This window comes from Pseudomonas sp. SLFW (assembly GCF_009905615.1).
Taxonomy (GTDB): Bacteria; Pseudomonadota; Gammaproteobacteria; order Pseudomonadales; family Pseudomonadaceae; genus Aquipseudomonas; species Aquipseudomonas bambusae.
Genome location: NZ_JAAAKW010000035.1, coordinates 1 through 19,022 on the forward strand (window position 1 = coordinate 1; position 19,022 = coordinate 19,022).

The 19,022-nt window shown below is 60.3% G+C and carries 9 protein-coding genes; all 9 read left to right on the plus strand.

Going from position 1 to position 19,022, the window contains the following annotated elements; all coding sequences use genetic code 11:
• Positions 1-9,129: type I secretion C-terminal target domain-containing protein (locus tag GVN17_RS28450; protein WP_166598601.1), on the plus strand; the 9,129-nt coding region annotated here is incomplete at its 5' end.
• Positions 9,130-9,187: 58 nt separating this feature from the next.
• A complete protein-coding gene (locus GVN17_RS28455; RefSeq protein ID WP_166598602.1) occupies positions 9,188-9,526 on the plus strand; it encodes a tryptophan synthase subunit beta in 339 nt (112 codons plus the stop codon).
• A gap of 81 nt (positions 9,527-9,607) precedes the next feature.
• Complete coding sequence (locus tag GVN17_RS28460) at positions 9,608-10,528, plus strand: DUF4214 domain-containing protein (protein WP_166598603.1); 921 nt, start codon at positions 9,608-9,610, stop codon at positions 10,526-10,528.
• A gap of 213 nt (positions 10,529-10,741) precedes the next feature.
• Positions 10,742-12,793 (plus strand): glycosyltransferase family 39 protein, encoded by a 2,052-nt coding sequence (locus GVN17_RS28465; protein ID WP_166598604.1) that lies wholly within the window; start codon positions 10,742-10,744, stop codon positions 12,791-12,793.
• Between the two features lie 203 nt (positions 12,794-12,996).
• Complete coding sequence (locus GVN17_RS28470; protein ID WP_166598605.1) at positions 12,997-14,235, plus strand: ABC transporter ATP-binding protein; 1,239 nt, start codon at positions 12,997-12,999, stop codon at positions 14,233-14,235.
• Positions 14,219-15,724, plus strand: coding sequence for a class I SAM-dependent methyltransferase (locus GVN17_RS28475; protein ID WP_166598606.1), 1,506 nt, complete (start codon positions 14,219-14,221; stop codon positions 15,722-15,724). The genes GVN17_RS28470 and GVN17_RS28475 overlap by 17 nt, the downstream gene beginning before the upstream one ends.
• On the plus strand, positions 15,721-16,818 hold the full coding sequence (locus GVN17_RS28480) for a glycosyltransferase (RefSeq protein ID WP_166598607.1): 1,098 nt from the start codon (positions 15,721-15,723) through the stop codon (positions 16,816-16,818). The genes GVN17_RS28475 and GVN17_RS28480 overlap by 4 nt, the downstream gene beginning before the upstream one ends.
• Before the next feature lie 6 nt (positions 16,819-16,824).
• Positions 16,825-17,781 carry a GDP-mannose 4,6-dehydratase gene (locus tag GVN17_RS28485; RefSeq protein ID WP_166598608.1) on the plus strand — a complete coding sequence of 319 codons (957 nt, stop codon included), beginning with the start codon at positions 16,825-16,827 and terminating at the stop codon, positions 17,779-17,781.
• A 78-nt stretch (positions 17,782-17,859) separates the two neighbouring features.
• Positions 17,860-19,005: a glycosyltransferase family 1 protein gene (locus GVN17_RS28490; RefSeq protein ID WP_166598609.1), complete on the plus strand. Its 1,146-nt coding sequence runs from the start codon at positions 17,860-17,862 to the stop codon at positions 19,003-19,005.
• The last annotated feature ends 17 nt before the right edge of the window (positions 19,006-19,022 follow it).

Consider the following 19,022-nt stretch of genomic DNA (forward strand, 5'->3'; position numbering starts at 1 on the left):
GACCTGGATGCCAACGATTCCAGCGGTGCGACAGGCACTGGCTACACCACCAGCCTGACCCTGGGTCACACTGGCCCAGTTGCTATCGCCGACACCGACCTGAAAATCGCCGACTCCGACAGTCCAGACCTGAAGTCCGCAACCATCAGCATCGGCGGCACGCACATCACGGGCGACGCGCTGGCGGCCGGCACCTTGCCTTCCACTATCGTTGCGGCCGTAAGCGCAGACGGCAGCAGGATTGTCCTGACCGCCAAAGACGGCACCGTGGCATCGCAAGCTGACTTCGAAACAGCGATCAAGGCGATCACTTTCGGTACTTCGTCGACCGATACCAGCACTCGCACGATCAACGTCGTAATCAACGATGGCATCGTTGATTCGGCGCCTGCTGTTACCACGATCAGCGTCTCGCCAAATGTGGTTCCGACCATCGACCTCGACGGCAACGACTCCAGCGGCGCAACCGGTTCCGGCTACAACACCAGTCTGACCCTGGGTCACACTGGCCCAGTTGCTATCGCCGACACCGACCTGAAGATCGCCGACTCCGACAGTCCAGACCTCAAGTCCGCGACCATCAGCATCGGCGGCACCCACATCACCGGTGACACGCTGGCGACAGGCACCTTGCCTTCCACCATCGTTGCGGCCGTCAGCGCAGACGGCAGCTCCATCGTGCTGACGGCTAAAGACGGCACCGTGGCATCGCAAGCTGACTTCGAAACAGCGATCAAGGCGATCACTTTCGGTACTTCGTCGACTGATACCAGCCCCCGCACGATCAATGTTGTGATCAACGACGGCATCGTCGACTCCGCTCCAGCCACTACTACAGTGACTGTGGTTGCCAACGTCACACCGACGATTGATCTGGACGGCAATGACTCCAGCGGTGCAACCGGCTCCGGTTACAACACCAGCCTGACCCTGGGTCACACTGGCCCAGTTGCTATCGCCGATACCGACCTGAAGATCGCTGACTCCGACAGTTCAGACCTCAAGTCCGCGACCATCAGCATCGGCGGCACGCACATCACTGGCGACGCGCTGGCGGCGGGCACCTTGCCTTCCTCCATCGTTGCGAGCGTCAGCGCTGACGGAAGCAAAGTTGTGCTGACCGCCAAAGACGGCACCGTAGCGTCCCAAGCCGACTTCGAAGCAGCAATCAAAGCGATCACCTTCGGCACTTCGTCGACCGACACCACCACGCGCACCATTAATGTGGTCGTGAACGATGGCATCATCGACTCCGCTGCAGCCGTCACGACCATTTCCGTCAAGGCCAATGCCCTGCCGGTCGCGGACCTGAATGGCGATGACGCCGCCCATCCGGGCAACGACTACGCCGTGACGTACAACGAGCAGGCGCCTGCGATTTCCATCGTGGGCGATCTGAAGATCACCGATGCGGACGACGCCAATCTGAAGGGTGCCAAGATCACCCTCAGCAACGCCGATCCGCTGGACAAGCTGGACATCTCGGCGGTCAACGCGTTGGGCAACGGGGTGACGGCCACTCTGAACGGCAATGTCGTGACCCTGTCGGGCGACGCGCCGAAGTCTGCGTATGAAGACGCCATCAAGGCCATCACCTTCAGCAGCTCCAGTGAAGAACCGGCTCACGTCGATCGCTACCCCACCATCACCGTCCAGCTCGATGACGGCTCGGGTATCTCGGCCATCACACCGGTTTCGACCACCACCATTCATGTGGTGCAGATCAACGACACTCCGATCATCGACCTCAACGGTCCAGACACCGTCGTCGGCACGTCGAACGGCGTCGACTACACCACCACCGTCACCCAAGGTCAGGCAGGCGTCGCCATTTCCGCGGCCTCCGTCACCGTCACAGATGTGGACAACACGACGCTGAAGTTCGCGACGGTCACGCTCAACGGCTCACAAACCGGTGACGCGCTGGACTTCTCCAAAGTGGCAGCGCTGAACAATGGGGTGGTGGCAACCGAGACCTCGGCTGGCGTGATCACGCTGACCGCCAGTGCGACCGGCACGCCGACGCTGAAGGATTTCCAGGACGCGATCCACGCCATCACGTTCAGCACGACCTCGACCGTGACCACGCCGCGCACCATCACCGTGCTCGTGGACGATGGCGCCGATCTGAACCACTCGTCCTCGGCGACCACCACTATCAACGTGCAAGGCGCAGCGGGCGGCACGATCCTCGGCGACGAAGACGCCACGCAAACCGTGTCGTGGGATTCGTTGGGCATCAACTCGTCTGGCTCGCCAGCGTCCGGCATTGTGATCACGTCGCTGCCCACCGCAGGCTCGCTGGTCTACAAAGGCCAAACGCTGACCGCATCGGACCTGGGCAGCAACGGCCTGACCATCAGCAAGGCTGACGTCACGGGCGGTCTGTTGCAGTTCGTACCGGTGCACAACGCGTCGGGCATCAGCCCGGATTACGCACAGCTGACGTTCAAGCCGGTCTTCGGTTCGGGCGCAGATGCCGTCACTGGCAGCAACGCGACTCTGCACATCGACGTGAAGCCGATTGCCGACGCACCGACCCTGGACCTGGGCTCTACTGTCCTGCCAGGCAGTGCCGCGACAGCAGCGCCAACGTTGCCTTCGACCGGTCTGACGCAAGTCACCTGGGTCGGCAACCTGAGCGGTCTGCACACCGATGGCGGTGGCGAACCGACTGCCAACCTGAAAACGGTGTTCGACGCGGCGGCCTCCAATGGCAGCCTGGCGCACAGCACCACTACCGTTGCCAACTACGTGAGCACGAATGTCGTGCAGGGCACCGGGTCGCTGACCACGGGCCTGATCTACCTCGAAGCGGGCAAGTCCTACACCTTCAGCGGTCACGGCGATGACAGCCTGCTGATCAACGTCGGTGGCACCAACGTGGCGACCGCCAGCTGGAACGTCCAGTCGGGCAAGATCATTGGCAGCGCCTACACGCCAAGCGTGTCGGGCTATTACACCCTCGAGCTGTACCACTACAACCAGAACGGCCCGGGCAACTACGAAGTCCAGATGTCGGTCAACGGCGGCGCAGCAACGCCGCTGGGCAGCAGTGGCGTGCCGACTTACAACTCGATTGCCGACTTGCAGGCAGCCGGTATCGACGTCAGCGCGCTGAACGTCAAGGGCAACGCCGTTGAAGGTTTCTACACCGGCTACGCGCTGAACGAAGGCACTGCGGGGAAGGCGATTTCCCTGGTTTCCATTACGCCGGCGCTGACCGATACCGACGGTTCTGAAACGCTGAGCGTGAAAATCAGCGGCGTGCCTGCGGGCGCAGTGCTGAAAGATGCGACCCACAGCGCGACGGCTGACGCACAAGGTAATGTCGATGTCACCGGCTGGAATCTGTCGGGCCTGACCATCACACCTACCGTCGGCACCACCAACTTCAACCTGACGGTCACAGCGACGTCGACAGAGAAAGAAAACGGCGATCACGCGTCGACGTCCAAGACACTCTCGGTCATCGTGCACCAGCCAGTGAACACTGCGCCGGTACTGGATCTGGACACCACGACGCTGGGCCATGACTACAGCACGACGTTCACCGAAAAAGGCAGCCCGGTGTCGATTGCTGGTTTGCAAACCAGCCTCACCGACCACGACGGCAGCACACTGAAGTCGGTGACGATCACGCTGACCAACGCCAAAACGAGCGACTCGCTGAACCTGGGTAGCCTGGCGGGTCTGCATGGCATCACCGCAGACACCAGCACAGCGGGCAAGATCGTGCTGACCGGCACCAGCGCGACCACCTTCGCGGATTACCAGGCTGCGATCAAAAACATCACGTACAGCAACTCCAGCACCAACCCGGACACGACGCCGCGCACCATCACCATTACCGTCGATGACGGCACGGGCACTGCAACGGCGACGTCGAGCGCGACCACCACGGTTAACGTGGTGCCGGTCAACGATGCTCCAGTGATCGACCTCAACGGCCCGACCGCCGACGGCAATGACTTCGCCGCCACTGCAACCCAGGGTCACACCGGCGTTGCGATTGCTGCACCGACCACGCTGATCACCGATCCGGATGGCACCACCATCAAAGGCGCCGTGATCGACATCAGCACTGGTTCCAAAACCGGTGACAAGCTGACCGTGGGCACACTGCCAACGGGCATCACAGTCGATGCATCCAAATCGACCGCAACCCACATCGAGCTCACCGGAACGGCTTCGCAGGCGGACTACGCCACTGCGATTCAGCGCATCACCTTCAGCACCACCGACACCACTAGCAAGGGCGACCGTACCGTGAAAGTCACCGTCGACGACGGCGGCACGGGTACGCACACCGGTACTGCAAGCTCGGTCATTTCGGTCAAGGCCAACGCCGCGCCGGTCATCGACCTTAGCGGCCCTGGTACCGATGCGGCTCACGATGGCGTGAACTACGTCACCAGCTTCACCGAGAAGAGCGCCGTTGGTACGTCCATTGCCGACAGCACTTTGACCCTGACCGACAGCGACAAGGACAGCGGCACGGTCTATACCGTGACCGTCACCCTGACCAACCCGGTCTCCAAAGACGGCGACACGCTGAACCTCGGCGCGCTGAGCGGTGGCATTACGGCGGACACCTCTGTCGCCAACGTGATCACTTTGAAAGGCACCACGGCGACCACCCTCGCTGACGTCCAGAACGCGATCAAAAACATCACGTTCAGCAACACCAGCAACAACCCAAGCCCTGCGGACCGTACCGTGACGGTGAAAGTCGACGACGGCAGCGGCTCGAACGCTGTCGGCAGCGCTACCACCACCGTGAAAATGGTGCTCGTCAACGATGCGCCGGTTCTGGATCTGGACACCGCGAAAGACGGCTCTGGCTACGCAGGCAACTACGTGGCAGGCCACGCGGGTGTGGCGATCGCCAACACCACGGCACTGTCGAGCGTCAGCCTGTCTGACGCTGACACCGCAACACTGAGCAAGGTAACAGTCAGCGTCGTTGGCCCACAAACCGGCGACCTGCTGACCGCCGTTGCGGCCAACATGCCGTCCACGGTTGTGGCCAGCGCGTACAGCAATGGCACGATCACCCTGACCGCCGCCACTGGAGCGACGCCTACTCTGGCCGACTTCCAGAAAGCGATTCAGGCGATCACCTTCAGCACCACTGACACCAGCAGCCCGTCGCGCAGCATCAACGTCATCGCCGATGACGGCCAGCCGTTTAACCACGCGTCTAACACTGCCGTCAGCACGATCACCATCGCGCCTAACATCGCGCCTGTCGTCGATCTCAACGGGCCGGGCACCGATGACGCGCATAAAGGCAACGACTACAGCACCACCTTCACGCAGAAAGGCGGCGCCATTTCCATTGCCGACACAGGCGTGCAGGTCAGCGATGCCAATGGCGACAAGATCGCCAGCGTCACCGTGACCCTGAACAACCCTGTCAGCGCTGATGGCGACAAGCTGAGCATCGCCGCAGGTCCTCTGGCGGGCGGCATCGCCGTCAGCCAAACAGGCAACGTGATCACCCTCACCGGTAACGGGTCGACCACCTACGCCAACTATCAGGACGCCCTCAAAGGCATCACCTACAGCAACACCAGCACCCACCCGGACACCAGCACGGTGCGGACCGTGACAGTGGTTGCCAACGATGGCACCGGTACGTCCAACGCTACGTCGAGTTCGACCACCTCCATCACAGTGGTCAACCAGCCGCCGGTCGCCGTTGACGACAAAGGCACTTCGTTCCCGGGCCTGCAGGGCAATTACTACGGCTACAAGCAAGGCAGCGGCGCCGGTTTCGATGGCCCGAACCTGGGCACCATCAAGCAGGCAATGGATTTCATCGCTACTCACAATGCGGATGCCTCGTTCACGTCAACGTCGATTAATTACGTGAGCAACACGTTCGGCGATGACCTGGGACGCAGCGGCAATCTTGAGACGTTCCTGGGGAGCGATAAAACGTCGATCGTTTACACCACGGGCACCACGCAAACCACGACCAGCGACGCAATCATCGAGCTGTCTGGCAGCGTGAAGCTGACGGCCGGCAACTACTCGATGAAGGTGACGGCGGACGACGGCTACGTCGTGCTCATCGACGGCAAACAGGTAGCGGCCTTCGACGGCAACACGTCCCTGGCGACCAACGAGTTCCGGTTCGCTGTGACCGGAGATGTCCATGATGTCCAGATTGTTTATTGGGATCAGGGGGGCTACGCAAAGCTGCAAGTTGCCGTAGCACCGGTTACCGGCAACACCGTGGGCACATACAGTGTGCTCGGCACCAGCGCAGCGGCCACGTCTCACGACACGCTGACCACGCTTGAAGATCAGTCGCTGGTCATCAAGGCAAGCACGCTGCTGGCCAACGACACGGACCCAGACAGCACCACGCTGAGCATCAACTCGCTCCAGGGAAGCAAAAACCTGACGACCCCATCGTCGGTCGTTGACGCCTCCGGAAAAGTCGTCGGCTCCGTGGTCGTGGACGCGTCGAACAACGTCATCTTCACGCCAGCCAAAGATATCTCCGGTCTGGTGAAGTTCAGCTACACCATTACTGACGGTGCCAATACATCGAATACGGCGTACGTGACGGTCAATGTGGTGGCGGTCAACGATCCGCCTGTGCTGGACCTGAATACTGCGGATGGCGCGCTTGCCACCGGCTATGCCAACAGCTTCACCCTGGGTCATGAAGCAGTGGCCATCGCCAGCGCAGTAGGAATCACCGACGTCGACAACACCACGCTCCAGTCAGCCACTGTCACTGTCAACGGCTATCTGGCGGGCGACGCACTGGCGTACGGTGCACTGCCGAGCTCGATCGCGGTCACCAGCAACGCCAATGGTGTCCTCACGCTGACCAGCAAAAATGCAGGTGGCAGTGCGCTTACCGACTTCCAGGACGCGCTCAAAGCAGTCACCTTCAGCACCACCAACACCGGCGGCACCCGTACGATCAACGTCGTGGTCAACGATGGCGCAGGCAATTCGAATACCGCCGTCAGCACCATCACCGTGAAAGCGAACGTTGCCCCGGTAATCGACCTGGACACGTCCGATGGTACGAGCAAGACCGGTTACACCAGCACCTACGTGCTGGGTGGCAACGGTGCGCCAATCGGCAACACAACCGCATCACCTGGTGTGAAGCTGACCGACACCGACAACACCACCCTGAGCAAGGTGACGATCAGCATCGCCAATGCACAAGCGGGCGACACCTTGGACATCTCCAAGGTGTGGACGTTGAACAACGGTGTCTCCGCGACCGTCAGCAACGGTGTCGTGACGCTCACCAGCACGTCTACCAGCTCGCCTGCGACGCTTGATGCCTTCCAGGACGCGATCAAAAAAATCACGTTCAGCACCACGGATACGACGGTGGCCACCCGCACCATCAACGTCGTGGCAAACGACGGCCAGGCCGACAGCAACATCGCGAGCACCACGGTGAAAGTCACCACAGGAAACTTTACGGCGACCGAAGGCCTCGCTGGCGCGGACACTCTCAACGGGACGGCTGCTAACGACATCGTCGTGGCTGACGTACACGCGATCAAACTGGTGGCGGGTCAGAACTACAACATCGCGTTCATGCTGGACAGTTCGGGCAGCATGAGCGCCATCCTGGATCAGATGAAAACCCAGCTGACCGCGGCGTTGACTCAACTCAAGACAGCTGCTGGCTCCGTTCAAGCGGGCACGGTGCAGGTGTTCCTGGTCGACTTCGACACCACCGTACACAAGACCTTCACCTTGGACCTGAAGACCTACAACCTGGACAACCTCAAAACCGCCTTCCTTGACAGCATGACCACCGGTGGCGGTACCAACTATGAAGCGGTGTTCAACGCGACCGAGAAATGGTTCACCAGCTCTGCCGCCACAGGCAACACCAACGCTCAGAACCTGACGTACTTCATTACCGATGGTGTGCCGACTTACAGCGTGGATAACACCGCGCAGCATCCGATTCTGGTTGATTTCCGCGACAGTTCCAGCAAGGACGTAACACTCGATCAGCAACTCAGCAATTGGCACAAGGGCTCCAACCTCAGCGCCTCCGGTATGACCATCATCACCGCTGCCGGTAACGTCTATCAATGGGTGGAAAGCAAAGGCGGCAAATGGAGCGCTACATTCGTTGGGGTGGTAGACGACAGCTCCGGCTCTAACGTGTACACCCCCCTCACAGGGACAGGGAATGAGACGACCAATTCGGCCGCCCAAACGACGCTGATCAATAACGAATCGCATGACGCCTTTGCGTCGCTGCGGGATAACGCACACACGGCGATCGAAGCCATCGGCCTGAACAACACCGCCGATAAGCCCGTAACCAATACCGTGCTGGACACCTACGACAGCAACGCGCATTCGCAGTCCAACATCGACGTGAGCAAGCTGACCGATTCCATCGTCAGCAAAGAAACATTGCTCGGCCCAGGTGATGACACGGTGAACGGCGGTGCTGGCAACGACATCCTGTTCGGCGACCTGATCGATTACACCTCGAAGGCAGGCACCGCGTCGCAAGGTGTCTCGGCATTGAAGGCATTCGCTGCCGACACACTGGGCAACGTCGATGCCACAACCATGACCCCGCAGCAGTTGCACCAGTTCGTGACCAGCCATGTCGATGACGTCGCCACGATGACCAAGACGTCGAACACCACGGGCCTGCCAGATGGTAACGACAAGCTCTTGGGTGGCGATGGCGATGACATCCTGTTCGGCCAAGGTGGCAACGACACCCTGACCGGCGGTAAGGGCAACGACATTCTGGTAGGCGGTGCGGGTGCTGACACCTTCGTCTGGAAACAGGGAGACCTGAACACCAACGGCGGTATCGACGTCATCAAGGACTTCAGCATGACGGAGAAAGACACCATCGACCTCCGCGACCTGCTGCAGAACGAATCCGACGCGACCATCGACAACTTCCTGAAGTTGACGACCGCCGCAGACGGTTCCGCTCAATTGGCTGTCAGCTCGACAGGTCAGCTGAACGCAGCGGGCGGCCTGGCCAATGCGGACGTGACCATCAAGCTGGAGGGCGTTCACTTCACACCGTCGACTACAATCAACTCGTTGATCGCAGGCGGCGACGCGGCAACCATCAAGGTCGACCATCACTGATAGCACCCCTGGCGACCGCTTCGGCGGTCGTCAGCTTTCGGATTACCGAGGACGAACCATGTTTTACGTTCAACGCAATTCCCAGGGAGAGTTGGTGCGCGTCGAAGCCTCAGGCTTTGCCGAAGCCACAGCGACACTGCCCGCTGACGACCATGAGATACAGGCCTGGTTCGCCAACGAATCAGTGGCGAACAGCCTCAACGCCTTGAAGCTCAGCGACGCCGAAATGATTCGGGTACTCGACGACTTGATTCAGGTGCTCACCAACAAGGGCGTGCTGCGCATCACTGACCTTCCCCCTGCCGCACAAGCCAAGTTGATGGACCGTAACCGGGCCCGTGTGGCGTTGGGTGGGTTGAGCAATTTGATTGATGATGAGGAAACCGGGCTGGTCTGATTGCACTTTGTCGGCTCTTTGACGTCAAATCTGTCCGCCATTGCATAATGGCGCTTTGATTTGACGGAGAAGGACTCCTCCATGACCACAGTGACATACAACCTGCCGATCAACGTTTACGACCTGAACGACTGGTACAACGCCAACACCCACTTTTCCTACGCCACTTCGTCAGTGTTCCAACTGACCGATGGCTACCACACCCTCACCTATTCGGGCTTCGGCTTCACCTATGGCGCGTCCGGCGTCACCGGCGGCACCCTCACGGGCCTGAACTGGATGCAAGGCACACAACCGGTGTTCAGCGTCACGGGCCTCAGCACCCACTACAACACGCTGCTCAACTACGCTCTGACGGGTGACGACGTAGCCATCGGTGCGCTGGTACTGAAGGGCAACGACACCTTCATCGGCTCGAACGGAAACGATGACTTCTACGGTTACACCGGCAACGACACCCTCAATGGCAATGGCGGGATCGACACCGTCTGGTACGACACCGGCAAATCCACGGCCGTGATCAAGGCCACGTCCACCGGCCACACCGTGATCACCCCCGGAAAGATCGACACCCTGACCAACATCGAACGCCTTGAATTCGGCGACGGCAGCTCGCTGGCCCTTGATGTTCAGGCAGGTCAGAACGCGGGTTCAGCGTACCGTCTGTATCAGGCCGCGTTCGACCGCACGCCTGACACCGCTGGCCTGAAGTACTGGATCGCGGAGATGGATCAGGGCCAGAACATCGGCCAGATCGCGCAGAGTTTCGTCAACAGTGCCGAGTTCAAGACCTTGAACCCGGGGCAGGATCAGAACTCGATCATCAACAATTACTACCTGCACGTGCTGCACCGCACCGCCGATGACGCGGGCTATCAGTACTGGAACACCCAGATGGCCAACGGCATGAAAGCCAATGAAGTGCTGGTGTCTTTCTCGGAAAGTCAGGAAAACCTGAACAACACTAAAGCCGCGCTGGACGCGGGCATCTGGTTGAGTTGATCCGAGGTTGCGGCGCGACGGTCTCTTTCGATGCCGTCCGTCCAACTGAAAAATTGTTTCCAACACTGAATTAGTCAGCCCGGCCTGATACCATCTCGGGTTTTTTAATGGCGTTCGGACACTTCCCGTCCAGCGCCAGCGAAAGTCGACCTGAGCCCGGCCAGGCTACAGAAAGCTCGACGTTCAGGAATGGCAAACAATGGACTTTGGTGTATGACCCGCCTCACGCAACAGAACAGAAACGCTTACGCACTACTCGCTGTAATCGCCTTAGCCTTCCTCGCCCTTCTTGTTAAAAACAGTGGCCTGTACCCGTTCGTCTTCGGCGACGAATACACCTACAGCCGTTACGCCCGGCTGCAGCCGCTGTCTGAATCGCTGATTCCCGGCTATCTGTATCTCGCCATCTATCGGCTGACGAGCCACTGTGGAACGGACTTCCTCGGCTGCGCGCGCATTCTCAACGCACTGTTTTTCGTCGCCTCTGCCCCGTTCATCTACTGGGTTGCGCGCCGTGTCGCATCATTCGTGCCTTCGCTGCTGATTACCCTGTGCGCGATGGCGGCACCCATCAATGCTTACACCGCCCATTTCATGCCGGAAGCCATGTACTTCTTCGGATTCTGGGTGTTTGCCTGGTGCCTGACGCGCGCCGTGGCCGAGCGCTGGACAGACTGGGGCATCGCCGGTTTCATCCTCGGCTGCACGGCGCTGGTCAAACCGCATTCCATGCTGTTCGTGCCCGCCTTGCTGATTTATATCGGCTACCTCTCGACGCGCACCACTGAGCGCCCCGTTTCGGCAGTTCGAAACATCGCAGCGTTCCTGATCGCCGGCCTCATCGCCAAATTCGCCTTCAGCCTTCTCATCGCAGGGCCAGCGGGACTCACCTTCTTCGGCCCGTCCTACAATCGCATTGCCTCCACCACGACCACGGGGCTGGACCGTGTCATCGAGCTGGTCCAACTGGCGCTGATCAGCCTTCGTGGCCACGTGCTGTCGGTGTGTCTGCTCATGGCCCTGCCGGTGGCGATCGGCTTGCAACGAGGGTTTTCATCGCTGCGAACCCGCGAATGCCCCGACGCTGCCAGACGCTTGTCCATTCTTGCTGTTCTTTTACTCGCGAACCTGCTGCCGGTCGTGGCGCTGTTTTCGGCGTCGGTCGTCAACTCCAGCGTCTTCGAGTCCATCACTCGCCTGCACATGCGGTATTACGACTTTATGTTCCCGCTGCTGTGGATCGTGGTCGCATCGCAACTGGCTACCACCGCCACCGCCACTGCCGGGAAATGGCGCCTTGCGCTTGCGGTCGTGATCGCATTGCCAACGCTGTACGGCATTGCCACGCACATGGAGCCGTTCAAGCCCCATTTCATCGATGGACCGGAAATCTTTGGCCTGACTGTTCAACCGTTGACGTTCTATGTGCTCAGCATTTCTGGGCTGATCGCATTGGGCGCATGGGCCTGGTCGCCACGGCTCGGCGCGGCCCTGTTCATCTATGGCGTCATGCCGGTCACCGTCCTGACGTCCAATACGTGGATCACCAAGGAACAGCGCATTCACAAAACCCCTGATGTATACGACCAAGCGGGCACATTCGCACGCGAATACCTCAATGCCGAGGAGCGCAAGCATGTGGTGGTCATTGGCAGCGACATGGGCGGGATGCTCAAGGCGACGTTCTACATGGACAGCGCCGACATCACTCACGTTGAAGTCACTGAGGACAACCATTACGACTTCAAGGGTCTACCCGCCCACAAGAACTGGGTACTCTCCATCGGCCAGTACGTGCCTTACGCCAATGGCAGGCCGCAGATCATCATGCCGGGCTTCACCCTCACCAACATCGAGGATGGCCGCAATCTGGACTTCCGTTTCCCGGTTTCTCCACGCGTCGTCACCCGCGTTAGCGGACTGTGGACACCTGAGGTGTGGGGGGCGTGGTCGGTTGGAGACAGTGTGAGTCTGGATTTCGCCAGACCCCTTCCGGAAAAATTCCGGCTGCACCTGAAAGCCAGCGCCTTTGGACCCAACATCGGCAAGGACTTCATTCTGCACGCAGGCGAAAGCCAGAAGGCGTTCACCCTCACGGATCAGGCCGCCGATCTGGTCTTCGACATCGATAACACGCTGCGCGCCACCAGTATCAGAATCGACGTTCCGGCCCCTACCAGCCCGGCACAAATGGGCATGTCGTCAGATGATCGCAAACTCGGCCTGGGATTGGTCACGCTGTCGATCGAACCTGTCGAGCGCTGACGGGTCTGTTGTGACGGCGGGGCGGTCCAGCAAGGCCGCTCCGCCTTCATTTGCCGGGTTCGCGCGACAACTGCAAAACGATGCGCAGATGCTCCCAACCCCCACTCATGTTAGGCTCCGCCTCCTGATTCTTCAGTGCGTGCCGCCTTTCGGGCAGCAAAAGACGCCTGAGAACACCCCCTTTTTCGATAAGAGTTGCACGCATGCTTGAAGTGGAAAACGTCTGTAAGGAGTTCAAGCTCTACAGCAGACCCTGGCACCGGCTCAAGGAAATCGTCCTGCGCCGCAGTTTCCATCGCACCCATCGCGCACTGGATAACGTCACCTTTCGGGTTTCCAGTGGCGAAACCCTGGGCATTCTTGGCCGCAACGGCGCCGGCAAATCCACCCTGCTGAAGATGCTCAACGGCGTATTGCTGCCGGATGCAGGCCAGATCAAGATCACAGGCCGGGTAACTGGCCTGCTGGAACTGGGCACGGGCTTCGACCCCAACCTCAGCGGACTGCAAAACATCGTCGGCAACGGCCTGCTGTTGGGCATGACCCGACAGCAGATCGAAGAACGCCGCGATGCCATCGTCGAGTTTTCCGAACTGGGGCCGTTCATCCACGAGCCGATTCGCACCTACTCCTCCGGCATGAACATGCGGCTGGCGTTTTCCATCGCCATCCACGCTGACCCCGACACCTTCCTGATCGACGAGGCCCTGTCCGTCGGCGACGGTCATTTCCAGCAGAAATGCATGCGTCGCATCAAGGAATTCCGGGCCAAGGGCGGCTCGATCATTTTTGTCTCCCACGACCTGAACGCCGTGAAGATGATCTGCGACCGCGCCATCGTCCTCAATGGCGGGCACGTTGTCGCCGACGGTCACCCGGAAGACGCGGTGAACATTTATAACCAGTTGCTCGGCGCCGACGACGAAGACTACAGCGAACGCAAGCACATCGAAGAACACGGGTACGGCTCACGTCAGGCCTATATGGAGCGCATCACCTTCGTCGGCCAGAACTCGCAGAGTCCGATCCTCGCCAGCGGCGACACCGGCGTGCTTGACGTGATGATCGCGGCCGATCACGACCTGGACGATGTTTCCCTCGGACTGATGATCCGCGACCGCTTCGGCCAGGACGTTTTCGGCACCAACAGCCATTACCTGGATGTACCGATAGCGATGAAGGCAGGTGAGCGCCGGACCTTGCGTTATCGATTCCCGATGCGCCTCGCCCCGGGCAAATACACCATTACGCTGGCCCTGCACGATGGCGCCGACCACACCTCCAACTGCTATCACTGGCACGACAATGCCATCGGTTTTGAAGTCGCCGGCATCACCGGGACTTTCTTTGGCGGCATTTGCGATCTGGCCGCAACGCTGGAACAACTGCCTGCCCCGACCGAGACCACCGACGGAACCGTAAGCAATGCTGATACCCAATAACCCTGACCTCGACTTCCAGGAACTCAATCGCCGAATTGAAGCAGAGGTTCAGCGTTATAAGCTGGACACCCGCGAGCGGCCAATGCCGGCCTTCGATCCGTCCCCGGCGCCGGTGTTTGACCGTCCATACCGCTGGATGGAATTGATCCAGCTAGACGACGAGCCGCTGCTGCTGGCGGCTTACCCGAGCCTGTTGGGCCGCAAGGCCGAGCGCAGTGAAATCCAGCAAGGGCTGCACCAGTTGCGTTCCGGCTTCGACAAGTTCGAAGTGCTGGCCAACCTGCGCTACTCGCCAGAAGGCATGGCCCACGGTGCCGAAGTCCACGGCCTGCGCAAAGCCAAGCTCAAGAACACCCTGCGCCGAATTCCAGTTCTCGGCAAACTGCTGCTGAATGCCTACGCCATCGCTTCGACGGAATCCCGCAGCCGTTACTACGTCGCGCGTCTGGACCTGCTGACGCGCCAGCACAAACTGCAAAACGACGGCTTGGCTGCCCAGCGTGATCAAATCGAGCACCAAGCCCGTCAGATCCAGATCCACAACGAACATCTGGATGAGCTCGGCCACTATGCCGACGAGCTCAATGGCTATCTCCAGGCACAACAACGTGCACTGGATGCGCAGAACGTTGCGCTTGGCCAGCAAACCGACTACATCAAGCGTCTGGAATCCGACCTGGATCAACAGCGCCTGATTCAACAGGAGTTGCGCGCCCGCCTCGGTCATCTGGAACGCGCTCCTCGCCAAGCCGCCGCGCCTGCCTCTGCCGATGCAAGTGTGGTCGCCACCCAACCGGCGGCGTCGAACCTGGTGCCGAGCAGCATTCCGGACAGCTTCTACCTGGCCTTCGAAAACCGCTTCCGTGGCGATGCCGAAACCATCCGCGAGCGTCAGTCGTACTACTTGCCGATCCTCGAAAACATCGCGCCCCTTACAGCAGGCCTGCCGCTGGTGGACATCGGCTGCGGCCGTGGCGAATGGCTGAACATGTTGCCGGAGAGCTATGCGCGTATCGGCATCGACCTCAACTCGATGAACGTCGAAGCCTGTCACGAGCAGGGCCTGAAAGCGGTGCAGCAGGACGCGTTGGTCTGGCTGGCCGAACAGCCGGAAAACAGCGTCGCTGCCGTGTCCGCGTTCCATGTGATCGAGCACCTGAGTTTCGAGCAGTTCAACATCCTGCTGGACCAGTGCCAGCGTGTTCTGGCGCCGGGCGGCACGATCATTTTTGAGACCCCGAACCCGGAAAACATTATCAGCGCGGCGACTCATTTCCACACCGACCCGACGCACATTCACCCGTTGCCTCCGGCGTTCACTGAATTCCTGGTCGAGTTCAAAGGCTTCGAAAACGTCGAGATTCATCGCTTGAATCCGATTCCGCGCGAATACGCCCTCAATGAGGACAGCGAAGTCGCCCGTCGTTGTGATGCACTGTTCTACGGCCCGCAGGATTACGCGGTCACGGCTCGCAAGGGCCAGATATGACCACCAAGCGTATCGATCAATTTGCAGCAACGGTCGCGGCAGGAGATGGAGTTACCAACGGTTTGCTGTTCACGCGTAGCCTGCTGCGCGATCTGGGTTTCGAGTCTGACATCTACAGCTTCACCATCCCCGACCAAATGGCCGGCCAGGTGCTGCCTGCGCGTACCTTTCATTCGTCCCAGTGCGATCTGCTGATGTATCACCACTCCATGGGCCACGATCACGGCCCCTGGTTGTTGCAGCAGAAATGCACCAAGGCCATGGTCTATCACAACATCACGCCGCCGGAGTTTTTCCCGGAAGGCGGCGGCCTTCGCCGTTATGCCGAGCTGGGCCTTGAACAACTGCGGGAATGGCGTGATGAGTTCGTTCATGCGCTGGCCGACTCCCCGCTCAACGAAAGCGAACTCGTGGAAGCCGGTTACACCCGCAGCAAGACCTTGCCGTTGCTGGTCGACACCCGCCGCCTGGAAGGCACCAAGAGCCAACCGGGGTTCATGCGCGAACAGCCCGACGACACCCGTTTTTACCTGGCCGTGGGTCGTCTGGCAGAGAATAAGCGGCAATATCTGCTGATTGAGGCGTTCTACCACCTGTTGCAGAACCAGAACGCGGCCGAGCAGCCTCCGCAGCGTCTGATCATCGTCGGCGGCACCACCAGCGAGGCCTATGCACGCGGCCTGCAATTGCACGTGCGCAATCTTGGTCTTGAAGACAGCGTGTTGCTGGTGGGCAAGTGCTCCGAAGCCGAGTTGCGTTGGCTGTACCAGGACGCCCATCAATACTGGTGCGCCAGTGCCCACGAAGGTTTTTGCATGCCGCTGCTGGAAGCGAACTATGCTTCGCTTCCCGTGGTCACACAGGCTCGCTCGAATATCCCCGACACTCTGGGGGAAGGCGGGTTGCTGCTGGAGAGCGATGACCCGGTGGAATTTGCCCTGGCGGCACATTTCCTGAATACCGAACCTGGGCTGTATGAAGCCATGGTTGCGGCGGGCCATCGGAACCTGCTTCGTTACGAGCGTGAAAACCTGCGAGCTGCGCTGGCCATTTGGCTGGAACAGCTTGACCTGATTTCTCCAGTGAAGGAGTAAGACACCGTGCCACGCCTACTACTGACTGGGGCCAACGGATTCGTTGGCAAGATCCTGACCGGCCGCTTGCAAGGCGCCGGTTACGAAGTGGTCGCACTGGGCGGCAATGTCAGCCCAGCGCAGAGCATTGCGGACGAGTACCTCACCTGTGACATTCGCGACGCAAGCGCCCTGGCGCAAGCGGTCGCCGACGCCCAACCGACGCACGTTATCCACTTGGCGGCGATTTCCCATGTGCCGACCAGCTTCAAGGAACCGCTGCTGACTTGGCAGACCAACGTGATCGGCAGCATGAACCTGCTCGAAGCGATCCGGCAGCACGCGCCCGATGCTTTCACGCTGTTCCCCAGTTCGTCGGAAGTCTACGGGGCGGCGTTCAAATCGGGCATCGCAGTGGAAGAAGACACCCTGCCGCAGCCACTGAACCCGTACGCAGCCAGCAAGGTCGCGGCGGAATACGCCTTCCGTGAATACTTCCGTCAGGGTCTCGACGGCGTGATTGCACGCCCGTTCAACCATATCGGCGCTCAGCAGAGCCCTGATTTCGTGACCGCCTCGTTTGCCCGTCAAATCGCGCTGATCGAAGCCGGTCAGCAGACGCCCGTACTCAAGGTCGGCAACCTGGAGGCCATTCGCGACTTCCTCGACGTGCAGGATGTGTGCGACGCCTACATCCAGTTGCTCGGTCTCGCAGGCAAACCGGGGCACCCGTTGTGCCTGAACATCGCCAGCGGCCAATCCCGCAAGATCCGCGATGTGCTTGAGCTGATGCTGAAACAGAGCCAGACGCCGATCGCCGTGGAACAGGACCCGGAGCGTTTGCGGCCTTCCGATATTCCGATTGCGGCCGGCAACAACACGCTGCTCAAGCAAACGACTGGCTGGCAGCCCGCTATTGCGCTGGAAACGACCCTGAGCCAGTTGCTGGATTACTGGCGCGAACAGGTCAAGACCACCCCCTGAACGACTTCGCCGCCGATGGCTGACCAGTCACGGCGGCAATGCCCTTCGCATCACACTTTGATTCGAGTACGACAACACATGGAAATTGGCTTGGGCTGCACCGTTTGGGCCTCTGGCGAGCGCGCCGGACACCTCGACGGCATCGGCACTTATTCACGCGCGCTGTGGCAAGGGCTCAGCGACATCGCCGTTACCCAGGCCGATGTGCACATCAAACCGTATGCATTCGGGCGCGACCTGCCAACCCTGCCGTGCGGTCAACCTGAACAGCTGGCGCCGCGCTTTCCGGTTCATGCGCTGCTGAGCGGTGTTCTCAAATTGCCCTTGGGCAACTCGGGCGCCATCCGCAAAAACGTCGATCTGTTCCACGCCCCCGATCACCACATCCCGCGCATCGCGGGCGTGCCGACGATTTCCAGCGTGATGGACGTCATCCCAATGGTGCACCCGGAGTGGATCAAGAATGACCTGCGCAGCCTGAAGAGCTGGCTGTTCAACTCCGCGATCCGCCAGTCGGACCACATCATCACCATTTCCGAGTTCAGCAAGCTGGATCTGGTGGAGCATCTGGGCCTGCGACCAGAGCGTATCAGCGTGACGCCGCTGGGCGTCGAGCCGGTTTACTTTGAGCGTATCGACAGCGAAACCCGGGATGCGGTGCTGGAAAAGCACGGTTTGAAGCCTGGGTTCTTCCTGTTCCTCGGCACGCTGCAACCGCGCAAAAACCTGCCGCGCATCCTGCAAGCCTTCGAGCAGTTGCCCGCCGACGTGCGCAAGGAACACCCGCTGGTGATCGTCGGTCGCGACGGCTGGAACAACGAAGACCTGCTGCCAAAACTGCAAGCGCTGGAAGCGCGCGGAGAAGGACGCTGGCTGAGCTACCTGCCGCAATCCGACGTCATGGCCCTGCTGCAAAGCGCCGTCGCCCTCACCTTCCCTTCGTTGTATGAAGGTTTTGGCCTGCCCGTGATCGAAGCGTTCGCCGCACGCTGCCCGGTGATCGCCTCCAACAGCACGTCATTGCCCGAAGTGGCGGGCGACGCGGCATGGATGGTCGACCCCTACGATGTCGACAGCATCTGCGCGGCCATGCAAGCCCTGCTGAACCAACCCGCCCTGCGCGAAGAAAAGATCGAACTGGGCCTGATCCGGGCCAAGGCGTACACCTGGCAAGAATGCGCCCGACAGACGTTGGCGGTGTATCGCAAAGTGTTGGGTAGATAGACCCGGCGAGCCGTGCT